The organism is Streptomyces asoensis (assembly GCF_013085465.1).
GTDB classification, from domain to species: Bacteria; Actinomycetota; Actinomycetes; order Streptomycetales; family Streptomycetaceae; genus Streptomyces; species Streptomyces cacaoi_A.
Window position 1 is genome coordinate 7,000,657 of the sequence record NZ_CP049838.1, and the last position, 22,804, is coordinate 7,023,460.

The following is a 22,804-nucleotide window of genomic DNA, read 5'->3' on the forward strand; positions in this document are numbered from 1 at the left end:
CGTCCGTCGAGGCCGGTGGGGGGATTGTGTCGGCCGGACGGTGATTTCGTGAGGCGGGTAGTGCTGGGGCGGGTCAGTGGAGCAGACTGCCCTGGAGTTCGGCGCGCAGGTCGGGCGTGAGGACCGCGCCCGCGCGGTCGACGAGGAGAGTCATCTCGTAGCCGACGAGGCCGATGTCGCACTCGGGGTGTGCGAGAACGGCGAGCGACGAGCCGTCCGAGACGGACATGAGGAAGAGGAACCCTCGTTCCATCTCGACGACGGTCTGCGCGACGCTGCCGCCTTCGAAGATCCGGGAGGCGCCGGCCGTCAGCGAGGTCAGCCCCGACGCGACGGCCGCCAACTGGTCGGCACGGTCGCGTGGGAAGCCCTCGGACATCGCGAGCAGGAGCCCGTCGGCGGACACGACAACGGTGTGGGACACCCCAGGGGTGTTGTCCACGAAGTTGGTGATCAACCAGTTCAGGTTCTGTGCCGCCTGGCTCATCTGACTCAACTAACGCTCCTGCTGGTGAGTGGGGCTCGGGAAACTGCCGGTCTGACCGTTGCCGGCCTGACGACCCTGCGCGATGCCCCGACGGAGATTGGTCAGTCGGCCGCGTACGTCGTCAGGCGCACGCGAGACCTGCGGACCGGGTTGGTGCTGTTGCTGCTGAGCCGTGCCCGGGACGAGGTTCGCCCTGGGCACCCGGCGCGGCAGGCCGGATGTGGTGACGCCGCCCGCGGCCGGCTGCCTGACCCGCTCGGCCTGCCGGACGAGTTCGTCGTTCGGCGAGGTGCGCCAGGAGGCATTGGCGGCGGCGGGACGCTGGGGGGCAGCCGGAGCCTGCGGCTCCTGGTGCTGCTGTTGCTGCGGAGCCTGGGCCGCACCGCCCGCCTGCTGACCGTGGAACCAGTTGGTCTCCAGCGTGTCGTAGAGCGGGGTACGGCCGTCACCGGGACCCGCCGGCGGCAGTGCCTCCGGCTCGGGACGCCCGACCGGACGCTGGGGGCCGGTCGGCTGCGCCGGGGTGCCGTAGCCACCCGACTGCGGAGCGGCGAACTGGCCGGTGGACGAGGGGTCCTGGCGGCCGGGCAGTGAGTGCTGACCGGTCGAGGAGCCGTCGTAGCCGGGTGCGGCGAACTGGCCGGTGGAGCCGTTGTCGTACGCCTGCGGAGCGAACTGGTTCGGAGCCGCCGGGGTGTTCTGGCCGCCCGGGGCACCGAAGACGTCGGACCGGGTGAAGCCGTTCTCGTCCTGCTGGCCGCTGGTACCGGGGCGCTGGAACTGACCCGTGTCCTGTCGGCCGTTCGTGCCCGGACGCTGGAACTGGCCGGCATCCTGCCGTCCGCCCGGACCCGTCTGGGGGTTGCCCACGGCCGGGAACTGGCTCGTGCTCTGGAGACCGTTCGCGACGGGACGGCCGAAGTCGGCGGGGCCCGCCGGGCTCTGGCGGTCGTCGCTGCGCGGGATCGCCGGTATCTCGGCGGTGGCGCCGGGACCCTGCCGGTCGTCGAAGCGCGGGATGCGCGACGTCTGAGCGACGTCCGGCTCCTCGTGACCGCGCGGGGCGTCCAGCGGGCTGCGCGGGACCGGAGGCTGGGCGTTCTCGTCGCCCCAGCTGGTCACCCGCGGCTGCGGGTTGCCGCCCGGCAGCTCGGCGCGCGGACCACCGCGCGGCGGCAGCTGCGGCTGACGGCCGCGGCCGCCCTGATCGGCCTTGTTGCCCCGCTGCGGCGTCTGACGTCCGCCGAACATGTCCACACCCTGGGAGGCCGTACCGGCCGCCTGGAGACCCTGCGGCGCGCCCGGCGCCTGGCCGCCGAAGCCGGAACCCGCACCGGCCGGAGCCGGTCGGCCCTGCTGGGGGGAGGCCGGAGGCTGCTGCGGTCCGCGCGGCGGCTGACCACCGGGACGGCCACCGCCGTCACGGCCGGGCAGCGCGGCCCGGGGGCCCTGACCGGCGGCGAGCCGGCCACCGGCGCCGGGACCGGAGCCGAGGGCACCGCCCTGCGAACCGTTCTGCGAGCCGTTCTGGCGACGCGCGGCGGCGACGCCCGCGGCGGCCTGCGCGGCGGCGGGACCGCCCGCGACGCTGCTCTGGCCGGGCTTGGGCTGAGGCTTCTTGCCGCCCTGGGCGACGTCCACCGGCAGCATGACCAGCGCGGTCGTGCCACCGGAGTCGGAGGGACGCAGCTGGATGCGGATGCCGTGCCGCTGCGACAGACGACCGACCACGAACAGACCCATGCGTCGGGAGACCGACACGTCCACGGTGGGCGGCGAGGCGAGCCGCTCGTTGATCGCGGCGAGGTCCTCGGGGGAGAGGCCGATACCGGTGTCGTGGATCTCGATCAGGACGCGGCCGTCGGGCAGCGCGTGACCGGTGACCTTGACCTTGGTCTGCGGGGAGGAGAACGAGGTGGCGTTCTCGAGCAGCTCGGCGAGGAGGTGCACGAGGTCGTTGACGACCCGGCCGGCCACTTCGGTGGTCGGCACGGAGGCCAGTTCGATGCGCTCGTACTGCTCCACCTCGGACGCGGCGGCACGCAGCACGTCGACCAGCGGGACCGGACGGGTCCAGCGACGGCCGGGCTCCTCACCCGCGAGGACGAGGAGGTTCTCACCGTTACGGCGCATGCGGGTCGCGAGGTGGTCGAGCTTGAAGAGCGAGGACAGCTGGTCCGGGTCGGCCTCGCGGGACTCCAGTTCGGAGATCAGCGACAGCTGGCGCTGGATCAGACCCTGGGAGCGGCGCGAGAGGTTGGTGAACATCGCGTTGACGTTGCCCCGCAGCAGGGCCTGCTCGGCGGCGAGGCGGACCGCCTCGCGGTGCACGTCGTCGAAGGCCGCGGCCACCTGGCCGATCTCGTCCCGGGAGTGCACACCGACCGACTCCACGGACGTGTCGACGTCCTGCGGGTCGGACTCGGACAGCTGCTTGACCAGCTCGGGCAGCCGGTCCTGGGCGACCTTGGTGGCGGTCTCCTGGAGGCGGCGCAGCGAACGGATCATGGACCGGGCGACGACGAACGCGCCGACCAGCGAGACACCGAGCACGAGCAGGATGAGCGCACCGGAGATGATCGCCTCGCGCTCCGACTCGGCGCGCAGCTCACGCGCCTTCTGCTCCATGTCCTCGAGCAGCGTGAGCTCGATGTTGTTCATCTGCTTGATCTTGGTGGAGCTGGCGTCGATCCAGTCCTGGTACGACTGCTTGTCCAGCGACTCCAGGCCGTTGGGCGAGCTGAGCGCCCGGTTGGCGTAGGTGTCGGCGTCCTCGATGACCGGGTTGCCCAGCTCGACCGGCTTCAGCAGCTCCTCCGCGTCGCCGTTGCCGTAGATGCTGCGGAAACTCGCGAGCTCGGACTCCTGGTTCTCGAGCGCGGCCTCGGCGTACTGCCGGTCGTTCTCGGAGAGGTCGCCGTAGACGGTGTTGCTCACCGGCAGCGCCGCCGCGAGCACGGCGCGCTGGACTGAGGCGTACTCCTTGGCGGAGGAGAAGGCGGCCAGCGCACGCGTGCGCTGGATCATCTCCGGGTTGCTCGTGGCCTGCGCCATGTCCTGCGAGAGGTCGAGCAGGCTGGTGATGAGGCGGTGGTAGGCCTCCACCGTCTGGGTGGAGTTGTCCTTCTCCGCGTAGGCCGTCGTACGGACCTTGGCGAGGTTGCCCAGGTCGCTCAGCAGGCCGACGAGGCTGTCCCGGACGCCCTGGAGGTTGCCGTCCGCGGTGGCGCCGTCGATCTCCTCCGACGAGTCCTGGAAGGCGCTCAGCGCGCGGTCCGTCTTCTCGCGGAAACCCTTGATACCGGGGTCGGTCGCCTTGCCGTTGTGTGCCAGCGGGCCGGCCGAGCGGTCGCGCTCGTCCTGGAGCGCGACGGCCAGGTCGGTGGCCTGCTTCGTCATGTCCGTCAGCAGCTTCATGTTGTCGAGCTGCTGGATGTCGTCCATCGACTGGTTGATGCGCAGCGCGCCCAGCGAGGTGGCCGCGACCACGGGCAGGGTCAGCAGCGCCACCAGACGCGTGGAGATGCGCCAGTTGCGCAGCGCCACCCGGGGGCCGGGGCCGCTGGGGCCGGTCGGTGGCTTCGTCGGAGCCGGGGGAGGAGAACTCGGTGACGCGGACGCACCGGGACGCCCGGAGCGCTCACCGCCGTCGCCGGACGGATTGGGGCCCGGGTTCTGGGCGTGCTGGGGCGAGGAGCCGACTGCCATCGGGCCAGTCCCGCCGTGCGGCTCCGGCTCGGCCGAAGCGCTGCCATCCCTCTTGAAACGTCCCTGCACTAGCGTCGCAACCTCTGGACCAGGCGCCCCTCCGCGTGAACGGAAGGACGGTGTCGGCGTGTTGAGGGGCGTCCTGAATACGCCCCCCAATTGGTCGTGAGTAACCGGCGCTGGCTCCCCCTGTCTCGCCGCCACCGGGCGCGCTGAGCGCCCTCTGTGCGCCGGCTCGATCCCGCGGCGGTCCGAGGAATTCCAGCACAGTGCAGGATCTCCAACAAGGCCCGTTGGCCAGGCTGTGACATCCGTGACACGACGTGAGGGTCAAGTTACGGGATGTAGAAACCGATCCCATATAAGGCGGACATAAGGGGGTGAAGGGGTGGCGGTCGACCCGTGTCCCAGTCGCCATGATCAGGAGCGGAATGAGCGCTTCAGGTGGCCTATGTCCGTTTCGTAATGGTCATCCGACAGTCGGAAATGACCGCTTTGCCCAGTGATTCGTGAGCAAACTCACACGCTGATCATGCGACCTTCACGTCTTCACCGGGAATCGCGTGTTTAGCCTGACGCTTTACAGGGATGGCACATCCGACAAACCGCGTCTGTGCGGAGGCCCTTGAGGGTTTCCCGGACGCCCGAAACGACAGGGTCACGTACAACAGTGAAGACGACGACGATGTTCCACAAGATCGCCAACCCTCGGCGTACGACCCTGGCGCACCTCACGGACGCCGACGAACTCCAGCTCCCGGAGCAGCAGGAGCACTCCGTCGAACTTCCCGCCCAGACTGCGAACCCCAAGCGCACCATCCTCATGGAGGTGCCGGTGGCAGCCTCCGTCGCGGAGTAGATCTTCACGCGGAGATACGGGCACCGGCCGCCGAATGCTCAAGGCGGCCACCCACGGATGTCAAGGGCGTCCCCGGCCGGGGGCGCCCTTCCGCGTTAGCCTGGGGCGTCACACTCCAGCCAGCTCAGTCAAGGGGCCAACCAACCCGTGCGCATCGCCAGGTTCTCCATCGACGGGAACGTCGCCTTCGGCGCGGTCGAGGGCGACAAGCCGGACGAGCTCGTCCTCGACATCATCAAGGGCATCCCGTTCACGGACTTCGAGCTCTCCGGCACCAAGGTGCCGCTGAGCAAGGTCCGGCTGCTCCCGCCCGTCCTGCCCAACAAGGTCGTGGCCTTCGGCCGCAACTACGCCGAACACGCGCGCGAGCTGGGCAACGAGGTGCCGGACGCCCCGTTCGCCTTCTTCAAGCCGTCCACCTCGGTGATCGGCCCCGGCGACGCCATCCAGTACCCGGCCTTCTCCGAGGAGGTCCATCACGAGGCCGAGCTCGCCGTGGTCATCGGCCGGCTCTGCCGCGAGGTCCCCCGCGAGCGCGTCAAGGACGTGATCTTCGGCTACACCTGCGCGAACGACGTCACCGCCCGCGACGTCCAGAAGCGCGAGAAACAGTGGGCCCGGGCCAAGGGCTTCGACACCTCGTGCCCGCTGGGCCCCTGGGTGGAGACCGGCCTGGACCTCGAGACCGCGGGCGACCTCACCGTCCAGTTGACGGTCAACGGGCAGCAACGGCAGCTCGGCCGCACCAGCGAGATGATCCACTCGATCGAGGATCTGATCGTCAACATCACCGAGGCCATGACGCTGCTCCCCGGCGACGTGATCCTCACGGGCACCCCGGCAGGGGTAGGCCCCCTGGTCGTCGGCGACGAGGTCGCCGTCACCATCGAAGGCATCGGCACTCTCACCAACAAGGTTGTCAAGCGTGGCTAGCGCACCCGGCTCCCCCGTACGCGTCCGTTTCTGTCCCTCGCCCACCGGTAACCCCCACGTGGGCCTGGTCCGCACCGCCCTGTTCAACTGGGCGTTCGCCAAGCACCACCAGGGCACGCTGGTCTTCCGCATCGAGGACACCGACGCGGCCCGTGACTCCGAGGAGTCCTACAACCAGCTCCTGGACTCGCTGCGCTGGCTGGGCTTCGACTGGGACGAGGGCCCCGAGGTCGGCGGCCCGCACGCGCCGTACCGCCAGTCGCAGCGCATGGACCTCTACGCCGACGTCGCCCGCAAGCTCCTCGACGCCGGCCACGCCTACCACTGCTACTGCTCCCAGGAGGAGCTGGACACCCGCCGCGACGCCGCCCGCGCCGCCGGCCGGCCCTCCGGCTACGACGGCCACTGCCGCGACCTCACCGAGGCGCAGGTGGCGGAGTACCGGGCCCAGGGCCGCACCCCGATCGTCCGCTTCCGCATGCCCGACGAGACGATCACCTTCACGGACCTGGTCCGCGGCGAGCTGACGTTCACCCCGGAGAACGTGCCCGACTTCGGCATCGTCCGCGCGAACGGCGCCCCGCTGTACACGCTGGTCAACCCGGTGGACGACGCACTGATGGAGATCACGCACGTCCTGCGCGGTGAGGACCTGCTCTCCTCGACCCCCCGCCAGATCGCCCTCTACAAGGCGCTGACCGAACTGGGCATCGCCCAGGGGACCCCGCACTTCGGTCACCTGCCGTACGTGATGGGCGAGGGCAACAAGAAGCTGTCGAAGCGGGACCCGGAGTCCTCGCTCAACCTCTACCGCGAGCGCGGCTTCCTCCCCGAGGGCCTGCTCAACTACCTCTCGCTGCTCGGCTGGTCGCTCTCGGCCGACCAGGACATCTTCACGATGGCCGAGATGACCGCGGCCTTCGACATCGCGGACGTCAACCCCAACCCGGCGCGCTTCGACCTGAAGAAGTGCGAGGCGATCAACGCCGACCACATCCGGCTGCTGGACGTGAAGGACTTCACGGAGCGCTGCCGCCCGTGGCTGAAGGCCCCCTTCGCCGCCTGGGCCCCGGAGGACTTCGACGAGACCAAGTGGCAGGCGATCGCCCCGCACGCCCAGACCCGTCTGAAGGTGCTGTCGGAGATCACCGACAACGTCGACTTCCTCTTCCTCCCGGAGCCGGTCTTCGACGAGGCCAGCTGGACGAAGGCGATGAAGGAGGGCAGCGACGCACTGCTCACGACGGCCCGCGAGAAGCTGGCGGCGGCCGACTGGACCTCGGCCGAGTCCCTGAAGGAGGCCGTTCTGGCCGCCGGCGAGGCGCACGGCCTCAAGCTCGGCAAGGCCCAGGCGCCGGTCCGCGTCGCCGTCACCGGCCGCACGGTCGGCCTGCCGCTCTTCGAGTCCCTGGAGATCCTGGGCAAGGAGAAGACGCTGGCCCGCGTCGACGCGGCCCTGGCGAAGCTCGCCGCGTAGCCTCAGCCGCGCCCGAGGGGCGGCGCCCGGTGTCCCGGGTGCCGCCCCTTCGGCATCTCCCGGACAGGGCGACCGCCTCCGCGTTACCGTTGGATCATGAGCATCCTCGCCGTGGTCTGGGACGTGGACGACACCCTCTTCGACTACACGACCGCCGACCGTGAGGGCATGCGGTCCTATCTGACGGCCGAGGGGCTGCTCGACCGGTTCGGTACCGCGGAGGAGGGGCTCGCGCGGTGGCGGGAGGTCACCGAAGAGCACTGGGCCCGGTTCTCGGCGGGCGGGATCACCTTCGAGGACCAGCGCCGGGACCGGGTACGGGCGTTCCTGGACCGAGAGATGGCCGACGCGGAGGCCGACGACTGGCTCCTGCGGTACCACGCGCACTACGAGGCGGCCTGGTCGCTCTTCCCGGACGTCCTGCCCGTGCTCGACGGCCTCGCCGCCAGCCACCGCCACGCCGTGCTCTCCAACTCCAGCATCCACGTCCAGGACCACAAGCTGCGCGCCCTCGGCGTCCACGACCGCTTCGAGGTCATCCTGTGCGCGGCGGAACTGGGCGTCTCCAAGCCGGAGGCCGGCGCCTTCCTCGCGGCCTGCGAGGCCCTGTCGCTGGCCCCGCACCAGGTGGCCTACGTCGGTGACCATCCGGAGATCGACGGACGGGGCGCCGCCGACGCCGGGCTGCTCTCCGTGTGGATCGATCGCTACGGCACGGCCACTGTCGAGCTCCCGTCCGGACGCCACCGGATCGTCTCGCTCGCCGAACTGCCCGCGATCCTCGGCCCCGATACCCGTTTTGGAGCCCGGTCCACCTTCGGGTAATGTTCTTCCTGCGCCGCCGGGGAGCGGGCCGAAAGGCCGGAAAACCGGAGGAGCAACGCTAGAACAAGAACCCCTACGGGGCTTGCGTTCCAGTGGCCTATGGTGTAATTGGCAGCACGACTGATTCTGGTTCAGTTAGTCTTGGTTCGAGTCCAGGTAGGCCAGCTCGCAGAGCTTATCTGCGCCTGTGGAGATCTACTCCACGAAGCCCCCGTTGTGTAGCGGCCTAGCACGCTGCCCTCTCAAGGCAGTAGCGCCGGTTCGAATCCGGTCGGGGGTACAGATCCTTCCCGCGAGGAGAGCTCGGGTAGCTCCCTCTCACCTCGATGCAGGATCGCTAGGGCCCCCGTTGTGTAGCGGCCTAGCACGCCGCCCTCTCAAGGCGGTAGCGCCGGTTCGAATCCGGTCGGGGGTACGCTTTTCATTGAATCACCTTGGTCTATGGTGTAATTGGCAACACTACGGTTTCTGGTACCGTCATTCTAGGTTCGAGTCCTGGTAGACCAGCTCTGATCTGCGGAAACGCATGATTTAGGCCCCCGTTGTGTAGCGGCCTAGCACGCCGCCCTCTCAAGGCGGTAGCGCCGGTTCGAATCCGGTCGGGGGTACGTGATCGGAAAGCCCCTCGCTTCGGCGGGGGGCTTTCCGCGTATCCGGACTCTTCTGGTGTGTCCGGCCTCATTCGAAGCCGTACCGCCGCGCCGACTCCTCCTCCTGCGCCAGCCGGTGCAGCGCCTGCATCATCGGCTCGACGAGGATCGCGCCCAGCACCGCCGCCTCGATCCGCTCCGGTTCCGACTCCCGGGTCTCCACGAAGTCCAGGTCCAGCACGGCGGCCCGGTGCATCAACCGGGCGTAGGACACGAGAAGTTCGGCGTTCCAGTCGTAGCCGAGCCGGCGCAGCGCGGCCACCGCCACCACCAGCGAGCGGTAGGCGGGGGAGATGGTCGTCAGCAGCCGGGCGTTCGACCAGCCCAGGGTGCCCAGCAGTTCGTCCGCCTCCAGGTGGGCGGCGCGCACGTACTCGTCCTCCGCGTCCGGCTCGGGGACCTGCGGCAGCGCCCACAGGGCCGCGCCGAGCCGGATCGTGCGGCCCAGGGACTCGTCGTCGACGTGGCCGAGCACATCGCGGACCGTGGCCACCGGCAGCCCGCCCACCTGGATCATCGCCCGCACCAGACGCAGCCGGCGCAGATGCTCGTCGTCGTACTCGGCGGTCCTGGCGTTCACCTGGCGGCCGGGCGGCACGAGCCCCTCGCGCAGGTAGTACTTGATCGTCGCGGTGGACACACCGCTGCGTTCGCTCAGTTCGGCCAGCCGCATGCCTTGTGCCCTTCATTGGTTAGCGGCACTATCCAAGCATGCCCTTCACAGCCAACCGCACCACCGCGGACGCCCGGGGAGACGTGGTCGTCCTGCTGATCGGGATGCGCGTCAACCACTTCTGGGCCGTGCACCAGTGGGTGCCGGTCATGCTGGCGATGTTCCGCATGCTGGCGGAGCTGAAGAAGGATCCGGGCCGCGGTCTGCTCTCCCGGGTGCTCCTGACGGCCTCGCCGCGGACGTACTACGTCGTCCAGTACTGGGAGTCGAAGGAGAAGCTGTACGCCTACGCGAGCGCGCCCGACGCGTTCCACCACGAGGCGTGGGCGAAAATCAACCGCATGGAGCGGGGCGGGAAGATGCGGGGGCACGTGGGGATCTGGCACGAGACGTATGTCGTGCCGGAGGGGTCGTACGAGGCGATCTACGGGGATATGCCGGCGTTCGGCCTCGCGGCCGCTCATGGGCAGGTGCCGTTGGAGCGGCGGGGGCGGTATGCGAAGGACCGATTCTCGTATCGGTCCGCGCCGTGAGGGCTTCTGCCGTGTGTCGGGTGCGGTCCGTCGTGGCTTGTCGCGCCCGCGCGGCGGAGCCGCACATCGGCACAGCCCCGCGCCCCTGGGGTGAGTGACCTTGCCGTACGGGAAAGGGCCGCCGCGGCGTTGAGGCTGCCCTTTCCTCCTGGCGTCAGCCGGTGCGGCGCAGGGCCTCGGAGAGGCGGCCCGCCGCGTCGATGACCGCCTGGGCGTGCATGCGGCCGGGGTGGCGGGTCAGGCGCTCGATGGGGCCCGAGACGGAGACGGCGGCCACCACGCGGTTGGAGGGGCCGCGGACGGGAGCCGACACGGACGCGACGCCCGGCTCGCGCTCACCGATGGACTGGGCCCAGCCGCGGCGCCGTACGCCCGACAGGGCCGTCGCCGTGAAGCGGGCGCCCTGGAGGCCGCGGTGCAGACGCTCGGGTTCCTCCCAGGCCATGAGGATCTGGGCCGAGGAACCGGCCTTCATCGTCAGCGTGGAACCGACCGGGACCGTGTCCCGAAGGCCGGACAGGCGTTCCGCCGCGGCCACGCAGATGCGCATGTCGCCCTGGCGGCGGTAGAGCTGCGCGCTCTCGCCCGTGATGTCACGCAGATGCGTCAGCACCGGGCCGGCGGTGGCGAGGAGGCGGTCCTCGCCGGCGGCCGCGGCCAGCTCGGCCAGGCGCGGGCCGAGGATGAAACGGCCCTGCATGTCGCGCGCCACCATACGGTGGTGTTCCAAAGCCACGGCCAGTCGGTGAGCCGTGGGTCGAGCGAGTCCGGTGGCAGCGACCAAGCCTGCGAGGGTGGCCGGACCGGACTCCAGGGCGCTCAGGACAAGGGCTGCCTTGTCCAGAACGCCGACGCCGCTACTGTTGTCCATGCAACGATACTCCCGTCTCACTCTGTGAAACGCAAGTTCATTTTTCCGTGAGACGCGCAACCCTTGGACGCATGGTGGCCCGCGGACCAACGGGCCTGGCGGCGGGTGCCCGGGAACAGGGGCAACGGGCGTCGCCTCCACAAGATCTCTAGTTGGGCCGGTGCGTCATTGCCGGCCGGAGGGAAAGCGATGGGTAGGACACTCGCGGAGAAGGTCTGGGACGACCACGTCGTCCGGCGCGCCGAGGGCGAGCCCGACCTCCTCTTCATCGATCTGCACCTCCTGCACGAGGTGACCAGCCCGCAGGCCTTCGACGGGCTGCGGCAGAACGGCCGCCCGGTGCGCCGTCTCGACCTCACCATCGCGACCGAGGACCACAACACCCCGACCCTCGACATCGACAAGCCGATCGCCGACCCGGTCTCGCGCGCCCAGCTGGAGACGCTGCGCAAGAACTGCGCCGATTTCGGCGTGCGGCTGCATCCGCTCGGCGATGTCGAGCAGGGCGTCGTGCACGTCGTCGGCCCGCAGCTGGGTCTGACCCAGCCCGGCACCACCGTCGTCTGCGGCGACTCCCACACCTCCACGCACGGCGCGTTCGGCGCGCTGGCGTTCGGCATCGGCACCTCGCAGGTCGAGCACGTGCTGGCCACCCAGACGCTGCCGCTGGCCCGCCCCAAGACCATGGCGATCACGGTCGAGGGTGAGCTGGCCGACGGCGTGACCGCCAAGGACCTGATCCTGGCGATCATCGCCAAGATCGGTACCGGCGGCGGCCAGGGCTACATTCTGGAGTACCGGGGCTCCGCCATCGAGAAGCTCTCGATGGAGGCCCGGATGACCATCTGCAACATGTCGATCGAGGCCGGCGCCCGCGCGGGCATGATCGCCCCCGACGAGACCACCTTCGCGTACATCGAGGGCCGCGACCACGCCCCCGAAGGCGCGGACTGGGACGCGGCGGTCGAGTACTGGAAGACGCTGAAGACGGACGAGGACGCCGAGTTCGACGCCGAGGTCGTCATCGACGGTGCCGCGCTGTCGCCGTTCGTCACCTGGGGCACCAACCCCGGTCAGGGCGCGCCGCTTTCGGCCGCCGTCCCCGACCCTGCTTCGTACGAAGACGCTTCGGAGCGCCACGCCGCCGAAAAGGCCCTGGAATACATGGGGTTGGAGGCCGGGCAGCCGCTGCGCTCCATCAACGTGGACACCGTCTTCGTAGGTTCGTGCACCAACGGTCGGATCGAGGACCTGCGGGCCGCCGCCGCCATCGTCGAGGGCCGCAAAGTCGCCGACGGCGTACGGATGCTGGTCGTCCCCGGCTCGGTGCGGGTCGGTCTCCAGGCCGTCTCCGAGGGTCTGGACGTCGTCTTCAAGGAGGCCGGCGCCGAATGGCGGCACGCGGGCTGCTCGATGTGCCTCGGCATGAACCCCGACCAGCTGGCGCCGGGTGAGCGCTCCGCGTCCACCTCCAACCGCAACTTCGAGGGCCGGCAGGGCAAGGGCGGTCGTACGCACCTGGTGTCGCCGCAGGTCGCGGCCGCCACGGCCGTCCTGGGCCACCTGGCCTCCCCGGCCGACCTGTCCGACGCCGAGACCCGTACGCCCGCTGGAGTCTGATCAGTCATGGAAGCATTCATCTCGCACACCGGCCGGGCCGTCCCGCTGCGTCGCTCCAACGTCGATACCGACCAGATCATCCCTGCTCACTGGCTCAAGAAGGTCACGCGGGACGGGTTCGAGGACGGGCTGTTCGAGGCCTGGCGCAAGGACGAGACCTTCGTCCTCAACCGCCCCGAGCGGCAGGGCGCGAGCGTTCTGGTCGCCGGCCCCGACTTCGGCACCGGTTCCTCCCGTGAGCACGCCGTCTGGGCACTCCAGAACTACGGCTTCAAGACCGTGATCTCGTCCCGCTTCGCCGACATCTTCCGGGGTAACTCGCTGAAGAACGGCCTGCTCACGGTGGTTCTGGAGCAGAAGATCGTGGACGCGCTGTGGGAACTCACCGAGAAGGACCCGCAGGCCGAGATCACGGTGGACCTCGAGGCGCGTGAGGTGCGGGCCGAGGGCGTCACCGCCTCCTTCGAGCTGGACGAGAACTCCCGCTGGCGGCTGCTGAACGGGCTGGACGACATCTCCATCACCCTCCAGAACGAGGGCGACATCGCCACCTACGAGGCCAAGCGCCCGACGTACAAGCCGAGGACGCTCCAGCTCTGACCCCGGGGCCCGAGAAGGCCCTGAGCAGGTCGAGTTTCGGCCACCGCGACACCCCCGCCGTACCCCCGATCGGTCCGATCGGGGGTACGGCTGTGTCTGCACCCGTTCGGCCCCGTGAATCTTCGCCCTTCCTCCCAACTTCCCACGTTAGAGGGGTTGTTGCCGGGGTACGCGCCTTGTGCGGAAGCGACCGCCGGAAGTGCCGGGGCGGCCGTTTGAGGCGGCAGTTGCCCCCTGGGCGGGCGACAACTCGCCCCAGATGGCACAATCTGTGCATGGAACACGACGGCCAACTCGAGCTCTATACGGCGGTCGCGAACCAGCTCAAGGAAGCGCACACAAGAGTGCGTGCACTGCAAGTCCCGGAGGGCGTACGGATGGCGCTGACCCGGAAGCTGCTGGTCATTACGGCCGCGGCCAAGCACGATCTCGCCGATGCGACAAGGCGTCTGGAGCGGTTCATGGCGGACCTCGACGAGGGGCGAATGCCCGAAGGGGAGCGTTGATCGTCTCCGGAGCAGCCGATTTCGTTGCGGCACAAGGGTGATTAGCCCGTTTCGTGTTTGATTTGCGGTATATATCTGCCTAACGTGCGAAAAAGCTTGAACAGTTTCGTTCCGGCTAATGTCTCCGAAGGGGAAGACGTGAACAAGGCGCAGCTCGTAGAAGCGATTGCCGACAAGGTGGGCGGCCGCCAGCAGGCCGCCGAGGCGGTCGACGCGGTCCTGGACGCCATCGTCCGCGCGACGGTCGCGGGGGACCGGGTCTCGGTCACCGGCTTCGGTTCGTTCGAGAAGGTCGACCGGCCGGCCCGCTACGCTCGCAACCCCCAGACGGGCGAGCGGGTTCGGGTCAAGAAGACGTCCGTGCCGCGATTCCGCGCGGGACAGGGCTTCAAGGACCTGGTCAGCGGCTCGAAGAAGCTCCCGCGCGGTGGCGAGGTCGCCGTGAAGAAGGCCCCCAAGGGCAGCCTGACCGGCGGCGCTTCCGCCACGGTCAAGAAGGCCGCCGCGAAGAAGGCCGCCCCGGCGAAGCGGGCGTCGGCCGCCGCGAAGAAGACCACGGCCACCGCCAAGAAGACGACGGCCGCCGCGAAGAAGACCACGGCCACCGCCAAGAAGACCACCGCGAAGAAGGCCACCAGCAAGACGACCGCGGCCGCGAAGAAGACCACCACCGCGAAGTCCGCCGCCGCCAAGAAGACGACGGCCAAGAAGGCCCCGGCCGCGAAGAAGGCGACGGCGACGACCAAGGCCCCCGCCAAGAAGTCGACCGCGCGCAAGACCACCGCCAAGAAGACCACCGCCCGCAAGGCGTAGGACAGCAGGGGCACTCACGCGCCGGGCCGGACTCCCTCTCGGAAGTCCGGCCCGCGGCGTTACGGGCGAATGCCGGGCGAATGCCGGGCGAATGCCGGGAGGGCGCTCTGCGAGGAGCCCGAGCCCTCAGAAGGTGTACAGCGTCACCAGGGTGATCCGGGGACTGTCCTTCGGCCCCTCCACCTCGATCCGCACCCGCTGTCCGGGCCGCAGCAGCCGCAGCCCGCCCGCGTCGAACGCCGGCGCGTCGAAGGGCACCGGGGTGCCGTCGTCCAGCAGCACCTGTCCGCTGCGGGTGTCGGGGTCGTACGTGTATGCGGTCGCCTGCATGGCGGCAGCCTACTGCCCCGGAATCAACAGATGCGCCGCCGCGGCCGCCGTCCGGGGACCCACCCCCAGGGACAGTGCCGCGCGCAGATCCTCGCCGGTGTCCACGTCCTGGCGAACGGAATCCACCCCCTCCGGGCGGAGTTCCACGGCCCCGGAGGAGCGGTGCCGGGCGCGGGAATCCGTGCCGAATGCGGGAAGCAATTCACGGCCGGCGGCGACGGCGAGAAGCGTGGTGCCGATCGCGGCCGCGTCCGGGAGAAAAGAGCGCGGGAATTCCCCGGCCGCGTCCAGTACCCGGGCCAATTCCGACGGGCGCAGGGCCGGCAGATCGGCGTTGAGGGCCGCGAGCGGGGAATCGGGACGGAAGGCGCGTACGGCGGCGGCCCCGTGGGTCAGGGCGGCGTTGAGGCCCCCGCGCGGCTCGTCGGTGACGATCCGGGCGCCCAGGGCCGCCAGGACCCGCCCGGCCAGGGCGTCGTCCGTGACTACTGCCACATCCCGCACCGCAGGGGAGGCCAGCGCGGCCGCCACGGTGTCCTCGGCGAAGGCGAGGGCGAGGCCCGGGCGCAGCCCGTCGGTGGCGGTGTCCGCGAGCCTGCTCTTGGCCAGCGCCAAGGGCTTCAGGGGTATGACCAAGGTCCACTGCACCGGCGTACCGTCCCTCTCGTGTCGCGGCCATTGTCACCCGGCCCATCCGTCGGCCGGACGCGCGGGCGTACCGTGTTCTCGACAGACCGGCGGCCCGGGGCGACACTTGTCCGGCCCCCAGGCCCCGGAGCAGGCCATGGGAAGTCCTAGAGGAAGGTGTCCGCGTGCCCCGCCGCAGAATCGGCTTCTGGTACCGCTTCGCTGCGGTCCTCTGCAAACCCTGGCTGGTGGTTCTGATCAAGCGGGACTGGCGCGGAATGGAGCATATTCCGGCCGACGGCGGTTTTATCACCGCGGTGAACCACAATTCGCATGTCGATCCCTTCGCCTACGCGCACTTCCAGTACAACAGCGGACGCGTGCCGCGATTCCTGGCGAAGAGCGGTCTTTTCAAGGAGGGATTCGTCGGCGCCGCGATGCGCGGCACCGGGCAGATCCCCGTCTACCGCGAGAGCACGGACGCGCTGAGCGCCTTCCGGGCCGCGATCGACGCCGTGGAGCGCGGCGAGTGCGTCGCGTTCTATCCCGAGGGCACCCTGACCCGCGACCCCGACGGCTGGCCGATGACCGCCAAGACCGGTGCCGCGCGCGTCGCCCTCCAGACCAAGTGCCCGGTGATCCCCGTCGCCCAGTGGGGCGCCAACGAACTGCTGCCGCCGTACGCCAGGAAGCCCAACCTCCTTCCGCGCAAGACCCACCACGTGCTCGCGGGCCCGCCCGTGGACCTCACGCGGTTCTACGGCCGGGAGATGACCCCGGAGCTCCTCAAGGAGGCGACGGAGGTCATCATGGCGGCCGTCACCGCCCAGCTGGAGGAGATCCGCGGCGAGAAGGCGCCCGAGATGCCCTACGACCCGCGCCGCGAGCGGATCGAGCAGCGCCGCCGCACCCGGGCGCAGACCGGTGCGGTATCCGGCGCGGAGGCCCGTGTGGAATCCGGTGCCGAGACCGCTGCGGAGATCGACGGCGCGGCGTCCGGACGCGCGCAGACCAGCCACGCGCAGACCAGCCACGCGCAGACCAGCCACGCGCAGACCAGTCACGAGGGGGAGAACAGCAAGTGAGCAAGTCCGTGAAGGCGGCCGTCTTCGGTACCGGATCATGGGGGACCGCCTTCGGCACGGTCCTCGCCGACGCGGGCTGCGAGGTGACGCTGTGGGCACGCCGCCCCGAGCTCGTCGACGCGGTCAACTCCACGCGCACCAACCCCGACTACCTCCCGGGCGTCGAACTCCCGCGCAACCTGCGCGCCACCGCCGACGCGGCCGAGGCCGCCCGGGACGCCGACTTCACCGTCCTCGCGGTCCCCTCGCAGACCCTGCGCGCCAACCTCGCCGACTGGACGCCGCTGCTCGCCCCGAACACCGTCCTGGTGTCGCTGATGAAGGGTGTCGAACTCGGTACGACCATGCGGATGAGCGAGGTCATCGACGACGTCGCCAAGGTGGGCCCGGGCCGGATCGCCGTCGTCACCGGGCCCAACCTCGCGAAGGAGATCGCCTCCCGGATGCCCGCCGCGGCCGTGGTCGCCTGCACCGACGAGGCCGTCGCCCAGAGGCTCCAGGCCGCTTCCCACACGCCGTACTTCCGCCCGTACACCAACACCGACGTGGTGGGCTGCGAGCTGGGCGGCGCGGTCAAGAACGTGATCGGCCTCGCGGTCGGCATCGCGGACGGCATGGGCCTCGGCGACAACGCCAAGGGTTCGCTGATCACGCGCGGCCTCGCGGAGACCACCCGGCTGGGCCTGGCGATGGGCGCGGACCCGCTGACCTTCGCCGGACTCGCCGGGCTCGGCGACCTGGTGGCGACCTGCTCCTCGCCGCTCTCCCGCAACCACACCTTCGGCACCAACCTCGGCAAGGGCATGACCCTCCAGGAGACCATCGCGGTCACCCGGCAGACCGCCGAGGGCGTCAAGTCCTGTGAGTCGGTGCTGGATCTGGCCCGCCGGCACGGAGTCGACATGCCCATCACCGAGACGGTCGTCGGCATCGTCCACGAGGGCAAGCCTCCGGTGGTCGCCCTCAAGGAGCTGATGTCGCGCAGCGCGAAGCCCGAGCGACGCTGAGCGAACCCGGTGGGCGGACGCTGACTCCCGGCCCTACCACCGGGTACTCTCAAGCCGATATGAGCACCGAGAACCTCCCCCAGAGCCCTCAGCAGCCCGTCCGCAAGCCGCGGGTGGCCGTTGTCTTCGGCGGTCGCAGCTCCGAGCACGGGATCTCCGTGGTCACGGCCGGCGCGGTCCTGCGGGCCATCGACCGGACCAAGTACGAGGTCCTGCCGATCGGCATCACGCGCGAGGGCCGCTGGTTCCTCACCGCCGACGCACCCGAGCGCATGGCGATCACCGACCGCCGTACGCCCGACGTGGACGAACTCGCCGAGTCGCGGGACGGCGGCGTGGTGCTCCCCGTCGACCCCGCCAACCGCGAAGTCGTCTACTACGAGCCGGGATCGGTACCGAAGGCACTCGGCGAGGTCGACGTCGTCTTCCCGGTCCTGCACGGCCCGTACGGCGAGGACGGCACCCTTCAGGGTCTGCTGGAGCTCTCCGGCGTCCCGTACGTGGGCGCGGGTGTGCTCGCCTCGGCCGTGGGCCAGGACAAGGAGTACATGAAGCGGGTGTTCACCTCCTTCGGGCTCAAGGTCGGCCCGTACGTGGTGATCCGGCCGCGCGAGTGGGCGCAGGAGGAGGCGGCCGCCCGCAAGAAGATCATCGACTTCGCCGGCGAGCACGGCTGGCCGCTCTTCGTGAAGCCCGCGCGCGCGGGCTCGTCCATCGGCATCACCAAGGTCGACGACCTGTCCGGGCTCGACGAGGCGATCGCCGAGGCCCAGCGTCACGACCCGAAGATCCTGGTCGAGGCGGCGCTGCGGGGCCGCGAGATCGAGTGCGGTGTCCTGGAGTTCGAGGACGGCCCCCGCGCCTCCGTCCCGGCCGAGATCCCGCCGCCGGACGCGCACGCGTACTACGACTTCGACGCCAAGTACATCGACTCGACCCCGGGGATCGTCCCGGCGCCGCTGACGGACGAGGAGACGGCGGAGGTCCGCAGGCTCGCGGTCGAGGCCTTCGAGGCGGCGTCCTGCGAGGGCCTGGTCCGGGCGGACTTCTTCCTCACGGACGAGGGCGAGTTCGTCATCAACGAGATCAACACGATGCCCGGATTCACCCCGATCTCGATGTACCCCCAGATGTGGCAGGCGACCGGAATCGGCTACCCCGAGCTGGTGGACCGCCTCGTCCAGGCGGCCCTGCGCAGGTCCACGGGACTGCGCTGACCCGGGCTCGATCCAGGACCCGTCCTAGTCGGCGATCCCTTCGGGGATCGCCTTCTTGACGGAGGGCGCCAGGTCGACGAGCGGCGCCATGCCGTCTCCCGTGCGGTCCTTCGGGATCGTCACTTCGACGTACGCCCTGCGCAGGGTGGTGGTGAACCGGAACGCCCCGCCGTCCTGCTCTTCCAGCAGCCACCCCACGCCGTCCACCTCGACCCCGTCCGCGTTCTCGTCGCTCATCTTGTCGGGTCGTTCGACACCGCAGCGCAGTATGATCGCCGGGTTCCCCCAGCCCGCGGTCAGCGCGGACGCGGGTGAGGGATCCCCGCGGCCGAGGTCGTCCACGGTGGACGGCAGCGCCTCGTCCAGGTTTCGGCACAGCTTGGTGACCGATGCCGAGGGGCTGGGAACCGCCGCCGACGTGTCACCGTCTGCTGAGGAGCAGCCCACCGCAGCGAGCAGGAGGGCGAGCGAGGGCAGGCCGACGGGCCGGTGACGGAAAAGGTTCACCGGCCAAGGTTAGACGGGGGCTACAGATGCACGACCGGGCAGGTCAGGGTGCGGGTGATCCCGTCCACCTGCTGGACCTTGGCGACCACCATGCGGCCGAGGTCGTCCACCGTGTCGGCCTGGGCCCGCACGATCACGTCATAGGGTCCCGTCACGTCCTCGGCCTGGACGACGCCAGGGATTTTGCCGATCTCCTCGGCGACGGTCGACGCTTTGCCGACCTCCGTCTGGATCAGGATGTACGCCTGTACCACGGAACCTCCAGGGCGGCCACGAGGATCATGTGGGGAAAAGGAACGCCACGGTATCGCGTCGCCGCTTCCCGCGGGGAGACCTGCGGGAACCACGGCTTGCGCGCCGGGGTGCAGGCACGACAGAAGTTGACGGCTGACTCGACCGTATCGAGGACACTGGTTACGCGCGACCGGGCACAGACAGGCACAGAAGGGGCGAAAGGGCAATGAAGGGCACTGTTGGTGAGCTCGGGGAGTTCGGGCTCATCAGGGAGCTCACCTCCCGTCTCACCACCACCCCCGCGGTCCGGGTCGGGCCCGGCGACGACGCCGCGGTGGTCGCCGCGCCCGACCGCCGGGTCGTGGCCAGCACCGACATCCTGCTGGAGGGCCGGCACTTCCGCCGCGACTGGTCCACGGCCTACGACGTCGGCCGCAAGGCCGCCGCGCAGAACCTCGCCGACATCGCCGCCATGGGCGCGGTGCCGACGGCCCTGCTGCTCGGCCTCGTCGTGCCCGCCGAACTGCCGGTCACCTGGCCGTCCGAGATGATGGACGGACTGCGCGACGAGTGCCAGGTCGCCGGTGCCTCCGTGGTCGGCGGCGACGTCGTACGGGGCGACACGATCATGGTGTCGATCACCGCGCTCGGCGACCTGCGCAACCAGGAACCGGTCACCCGGGGCGGCGCCCAGCCCGGCGACCTCGTCGCGGTGACCGGCTGGCTGGGCTGGTCCGCCGCCGGGTACGCGGTCCTCTCCCGCGGCTTCCGCTCGCCGCGCGCCTTCGTCGAGGCCCACCGCCGCCCCGAGCCGCCGTACCACGCGGGTCCGGCGGCCGCCGCGCTCGGCGCGACGGCGATGTGCGACGTCAGCGACGGGCTCATCGCCGACCTCGGGCACATCGCCGAGGCCAGCAAGGTCCGGATCGACATCCGCTCCGGCGCCATCGACATCCCGACCCAGATGAACGACATCGGGCAGGCCGTCGGCGTCGACCCGATCCAGTGGGTGCTGACCGGGGGAGAGGATCACGCGATCGTGGCGACCTTCCCGTCGGACGTGAAGCTGCCCGCCCGCTGGAAGGTGATCGGCGAGGTGCTCAACCCGTCCGCCCTGCCCCAGGTGACGGTCGACGGGGCGCCCTGGACCAGCAAGGGCGGCTGGGACCACTTCGGGGACATGGAGTCGTGAGCGCGCTCGGGACTCCGCCCCGGGTGCTGACCGTCGCCGGCTCCGACTCCGGCGGCGGGGCCGGGATCCAGGCCGACCTGAAGACGATGCTCGCGCTCGGCGTGCACGGCATGAGCGTGGTCACGGCGGTCACCGCGCAGAACTCCCAAGGTGTGCAGGGGGCTTGGGAGCTGCCGGTGGAGGCGGTACGCGCCCAGTACCGCAGCGTCGTCGACGACATCGGCGTCCAGGCGGTGAAGACGGGCATGCTCGCATCCGCCGAACTGGTCGAGACGGTCGCCGAGTTGCTCGCGGGCACCGGCGCTCCCGTCGTCGTCGACCCGGTCGGGGTCTCCAAGCACGGGGACCCGCTGCTGGCCGCCTCCGCGCTGGACTCCGTACGGACGAAGCTGTTGCCGGTCGCCACCGTCGCCACCCCGAACCTCGACGAGGTGGCCCAACTGACGGGTGTGCGGGTCGAGTCGGAGGAGCAGTTGCGGGACGCGGCGGCCGCCGTGCTGGCGTACGGGCCGCGCTGGGCGCTGATCAAGGGCGGTCATCTCCCCGGTGCCGCCGTCGACCTGCTGACGGACGGCCGTGAGGAGCACTGGCTGCGGGCGCCGAGGTACGACAACCGGCACACGCACGGCACGGGCTGCACGCTCGCGTCCGCGATCGCGGCACAGCTGGCGAAGGGGAGCCCCGTACCGGAGGCGGTGGCGGCGGCCAAGCGTTACGTCACCGGGGCGATCGCCGCCGGGTTCGCACTCGGCGCCGGCATCGGTCCCGTGGACCACGGGTGGGATCTCAGCCGGGGTACGGCCGGAGCCTGATGTCGGTCGCCGCCTTCTCGGTGAGCCGCTTGAAGACGCCGGCCAGCAGACGCGAGCCGAGCAGCCGGTACATCCGGTCCCGGCTGCGGATGCGCCGCTCGGTCGGCGGGGCGAAGAACGGGCCGGCGTTGCCGGAGATCTTCTGGCAGCCCTTGGCGAAGGACCGGATCCTGCTCTCGTACTCGGCGAACGCCCTTCGGTGGTCGCCGCCCGCGAGGGCCAGCTCACCGGCCAGGACATAGGCGCCGACGATGGCCGCGCCCGTCCCCATGCCGCCCATGGTCGCGCCGTACCCGGCGTCCCCCAGCAGGGCCACCCGGCCCTCGGCGAGGCGGTCGACGTGGATCTGCGCGATCGCGTCGAAGTACAGCCGGTCGGCGTCCGTGAGCGCCTCGAGCACCCTCGGCGCCTCCCAGCCCATCCCCGCGAACCGCTCGGCGAGGATCCGCTTCTGTGCGGCGATGTCCTGTCGGTCGTAGGCGAGTTGCTCCGACCGGAAGACCAGCAGCGCGCCGGCGCGGTCGGGGTCGCCGTCGTAGTTGCCCAGGGCGATCGCGCGACCGGGCTCGCTGTACAGCCGGCCGGTACGGTCCAGGCCCAGGTCGTTGGGGACCTCGAAGGCGGCCACGTAGTGATCGAAGAAGCGCAGGTAGCGGGACTCGTCGCCGAAGACCAGCCGGCGGGTGTTCGAGTGCAGGCCGTCGGCGCCGATCACGAGGTCGAAGCGGCGCGGGGCGTTCTCCTCGAAGGTCACGTCGACACCCGCGGCGGTGTCCGTGAGGGTGGCGATCGAGTCGCCGAAGACGTAGTCGACGTGGTCCCGGGTGCGCTCGTACATGATCTGCGCGAGGTCGCCGCGGAGGATCTCGACGTCACCGCTCATCATCTCGGCCGGCAGGTCCACGCGCGGCGAGCCGTCCTCGGCGACGACGATCTGGCGGCCCATGTGGGTCTGGCGGGCGTGGATCTCGTCCCAGATGCCCATGGAGGTGAGGATCTCGCGGTGGACGTGTCCCCGGAAGTCCACGGCGAAGCCGCCCGCGCGCAGATCCGGGGACCGCTCGACGACGGTGACGCGGGCGCCGTACCGGACGAGGTGGAGCGCGAGCGCCGGACCGGCGACGCTCGCGCCGGAGATCAGGACGGACAGGTGGCTGAGGCTGCTGCGGGTCTTCGTCATGCGCAGGAGCCTCGCGGCGACCGCTGACCGTCCCCTGACCGCCCGCCTACCGCCCGCC

At 70.3% G+C, this 22,804-nt stretch carries 23 protein-coding genes and 5 tRNA genes; 19 read left to right on the forward strand and 9 right to left on the reverse strand.

Annotation, left to right across the window (positions count from 1 at the left end; genetic code table 11):
- Nucleotides 1-73: 73 nt before the first annotated feature.
- Together G9272_RS31395 and G9272_RS31400 are read right to left on the reverse strand one after the other, a co-directional pair.
- Nucleotides 74-487 (reverse strand): roadblock/LC7 domain-containing protein, encoded by a 414-nt coding sequence (locus G9272_RS31395; RefSeq protein WP_020128762.1) that lies wholly within the window; start codon nt 485-487, stop codon nt 74-76.
- Between the two features lie 9 nt (nt 488-496).
- Nucleotides 497-4,264, reverse strand: a complete 3,768-nt coding sequence (locus G9272_RS31400) for a sensor histidine kinase (RefSeq protein WP_171399623.1) — start codon at nt 4,262-4,264, stop codon at nt 497-499.
- 601 nt (nt 4,265-4,865) lie between these two features.
- On the opposite strand from G9272_RS31400, the gene G9272_RS31405 reads away from it, so the two are divergent.
- From G9272_RS31405 to G9272_RS31445, 9 genes are all read left to right on the forward strand, one after another.
- The gene (locus G9272_RS31405; protein WP_171399624.1) at nt 4,866-5,054 is read left to right on the forward strand and encodes a hypothetical protein; all 189 of its coding nucleotides are present in this window, start codon (nt 4,866-4,868) and stop codon (nt 5,052-5,054) included.
- A gap of 147 nt (nt 5,055-5,201) precedes the next feature.
- Nucleotides 5,202-5,987, forward strand: a complete 786-nt coding sequence (locus tag G9272_RS31410; RefSeq protein ID WP_020128759.1) for a fumarylacetoacetate hydrolase family protein — start codon at nt 5,202-5,204, stop codon at nt 5,985-5,987.
- Nucleotides 5,980-7,464 carry a glutamate--tRNA ligase gene (gene gltX, locus G9272_RS31415; protein WP_171399625.1) on the forward strand — a complete coding sequence of 495 codons (1,485 nt, stop codon included), beginning with the start codon at nt 5,980-5,982 and terminating at the stop codon, nt 7,462-7,464. The genes G9272_RS31410 and gltX overlap by 8 nt, the downstream gene beginning before the upstream one ends.
- 96 nt (nt 7,465-7,560) lie before the next feature.
- On the forward strand, nt 7,561-8,289 hold the full coding sequence (locus G9272_RS31420; protein ID WP_171399626.1) for an HAD family hydrolase: 729 nt from the start codon (nt 7,561-7,563) through the stop codon (nt 8,287-8,289).
- Nucleotides 8,290-8,382: 93 nt separating this feature from the next.
- Nucleotides 8,383-8,454 (forward strand) — tRNA-Gln (locus G9272_RS31425).
- A gap of 42 nt (nt 8,455-8,496) precedes the next feature.
- Nucleotides 8,497-8,569 (forward strand) — tRNA-Glu (locus G9272_RS31430).
- Nucleotides 8,570-8,631: 62 nt separating this feature from the next.
- Nucleotides 8,632-8,704, forward strand: a tRNA-Glu gene (locus tag G9272_RS31435).
- A 20-nt stretch (nt 8,705-8,724) separates the two neighbouring features.
- A tRNA-Gln gene (locus G9272_RS31440) sits at nt 8,725-8,796 on the forward strand.
- 28 nt (nt 8,797-8,824) lie between these two features.
- Nucleotides 8,825-8,897 (forward strand) — tRNA-Glu (locus tag G9272_RS31445).
- A 70-nt stretch (nt 8,898-8,967) separates the two neighbouring features.
- Here G9272_RS31445 and G9272_RS31450 read toward each other — a convergent pair.
- A complete protein-coding gene (locus tag G9272_RS31450; protein WP_171399627.1) occupies nt 8,968-9,612 on the reverse strand; it encodes a MerR family transcriptional regulator in 645 nt (214 codons plus the stop codon).
- Nucleotides 9,613-9,650: 38 nt separating this feature from the next.
- Here G9272_RS31450 and G9272_RS31455 point away from each other — a divergent pair, with 38 nt between their 5' ends.
- Entirely contained in the window at nt 9,651-10,145 is a 495-nt protein-coding gene (locus tag G9272_RS31455; RefSeq protein WP_171399628.1) for a DUF4188 domain-containing protein, read from the forward strand.
- A gap of 154 nt (nt 10,146-10,299) precedes the next feature.
- Here the strand turns inward: G9272_RS31455 and ndgR are convergent, their stop codons facing one another.
- Complete coding sequence (ndgR, locus tag G9272_RS31460) at nt 10,300-11,016, reverse strand: IclR family transcriptional regulator NdgR (RefSeq protein ID WP_028806673.1); 717 nt, start codon at nt 11,014-11,016, stop codon at nt 10,300-10,302.
- 189 nt (nt 11,017-11,205) lie between these two features.
- On the opposite strand from ndgR, the gene leuC reads away from it, so the two are divergent.
- The 4 genes from leuC (at nt 11,206) to G9272_RS31480 (ending at nt 14,555) form a co-directional block, all read left to right on the forward strand.
- Nucleotides 11,206-12,636, forward strand: coding sequence for a 3-isopropylmalate dehydratase large subunit (leuC, locus tag G9272_RS31465; RefSeq protein ID WP_171399629.1), 1,431 nt, complete (start codon nt 11,206-11,208; stop codon nt 12,634-12,636).
- A gap of 6 nt (nt 12,637-12,642) precedes the next feature.
- Entirely contained in the window at nt 12,643-13,236 is a 594-nt protein-coding gene (gene leuD, locus G9272_RS31470) for a 3-isopropylmalate dehydratase small subunit (RefSeq protein WP_171399630.1), read from the forward strand.
- Between the two features lie 275 nt (nt 13,237-13,511).
- Nucleotides 13,512-13,742: a hypothetical protein gene (locus G9272_RS31475; RefSeq protein WP_028806672.1), complete on the forward strand. Its 231-nt coding sequence runs from the start codon at nt 13,512-13,514 to the stop codon at nt 13,740-13,742.
- A gap of 138 nt (nt 13,743-13,880) precedes the next feature.
- Entirely contained in the window at nt 13,881-14,555 is a 675-nt protein-coding gene (locus G9272_RS31480) for an HU family DNA-binding protein (protein ID WP_171399631.1), read from the forward strand.
- Nucleotides 14,556-14,681: 126 nt separating this feature from the next.
- Here the strand turns inward: G9272_RS31480 and G9272_RS31485 are convergent, their stop codons facing one another.
- Nucleotides 14,682-14,885: a hypothetical protein gene (locus G9272_RS31485; protein WP_171399632.1), complete on the reverse strand. Its 204-nt coding sequence runs from the start codon at nt 14,883-14,885 to the stop codon at nt 14,682-14,684.
- Between the two features lie 9 nt (nt 14,886-14,894).
- Entirely contained in the window at nt 14,895-15,533 is a 639-nt protein-coding gene (gene cofC, locus G9272_RS31490) for a 2-phospho-L-lactate guanylyltransferase (protein ID WP_171399633.1), read from the reverse strand.
- A 164-nt stretch (nt 15,534-15,697) separates the two neighbouring features.
- On the opposite strand from cofC, the gene G9272_RS31495 reads away from it, so the two are divergent.
- The 3 genes from G9272_RS31495 to G9272_RS31505 are packed head-to-tail and all read left to right on the forward strand — an operon-like array spanning nt 15,698 to nt 18,821.
- On the forward strand, nt 15,698-16,597 hold the full coding sequence (locus G9272_RS31495) for a lysophospholipid acyltransferase family protein (protein ID WP_171399634.1): 900 nt from the start codon (nt 15,698-15,700) through the stop codon (nt 16,595-16,597).
- Nucleotides 16,594-17,604: an NAD(P)H-dependent glycerol-3-phosphate dehydrogenase gene (locus G9272_RS31500; protein ID WP_171399635.1), complete on the forward strand. Its 1,011-nt coding sequence runs from the start codon at nt 16,594-16,596 to the stop codon at nt 17,602-17,604. Before G9272_RS31495 ends, G9272_RS31500 begins: the two co-directional genes overlap by 4 nt.
- 59 nt (nt 17,605-17,663) lie before the next feature.
- Complete coding sequence (locus tag G9272_RS31505) at nt 17,664-18,821, forward strand: D-alanine--D-alanine ligase family protein (protein WP_171399636.1); 1,158 nt, start codon at nt 17,664-17,666, stop codon at nt 18,819-18,821.
- Between the two features lie 24 nt (nt 18,822-18,845).
- Here the strand turns inward: G9272_RS31505 and G9272_RS31510 are convergent, their stop codons facing one another.
- Entirely contained in the window at nt 18,846-19,328 is a 483-nt protein-coding gene (locus G9272_RS31510; protein WP_171399637.1) for a DUF3515 domain-containing protein, read from the reverse strand.
- Nucleotides 19,329-19,348: 20 nt separating this feature from the next.
- Entirely contained in the window at nt 19,349-19,582 is a 234-nt protein-coding gene (locus G9272_RS31515) for an Lrp/AsnC family transcriptional regulator (protein WP_020128743.1), read from the reverse strand.
- Between the two features lie 206 nt (nt 19,583-19,788).
- Here G9272_RS31515 and G9272_RS31520 point away from each other — a divergent pair, with 206 nt between their 5' ends.
- Together G9272_RS31520 and thiD are read left to right on the forward strand one after the other, a co-directional pair.
- On the forward strand, nt 19,789-20,754 hold the full coding sequence (locus tag G9272_RS31520; RefSeq protein WP_171399638.1) for a thiamine-phosphate kinase: 966 nt from the start codon (nt 19,789-19,791) through the stop codon (nt 20,752-20,754).
- Nucleotides 20,751-21,566 (forward strand): bifunctional hydroxymethylpyrimidine kinase/phosphomethylpyrimidine kinase, encoded by an 816-nt coding sequence (gene thiD, locus G9272_RS31525; protein WP_171399639.1) that lies wholly within the window; start codon nt 20,751-20,753, stop codon nt 21,564-21,566. The genes G9272_RS31520 and thiD overlap by 4 nt, the downstream gene beginning before the upstream one ends.
- On the opposite strand, the gene G9272_RS31530 is transcribed toward thiD, so the two are convergent.
- Entirely contained in the window at nt 21,541-22,746 is a 1,206-nt protein-coding gene (locus G9272_RS31530; protein ID WP_171399640.1) for an FAD-dependent monooxygenase, read from the reverse strand. The genes thiD and G9272_RS31530 overlap by 26 nt on opposite strands.
- Nucleotides 22,747-22,804: the final 58 nt, after the last annotated feature.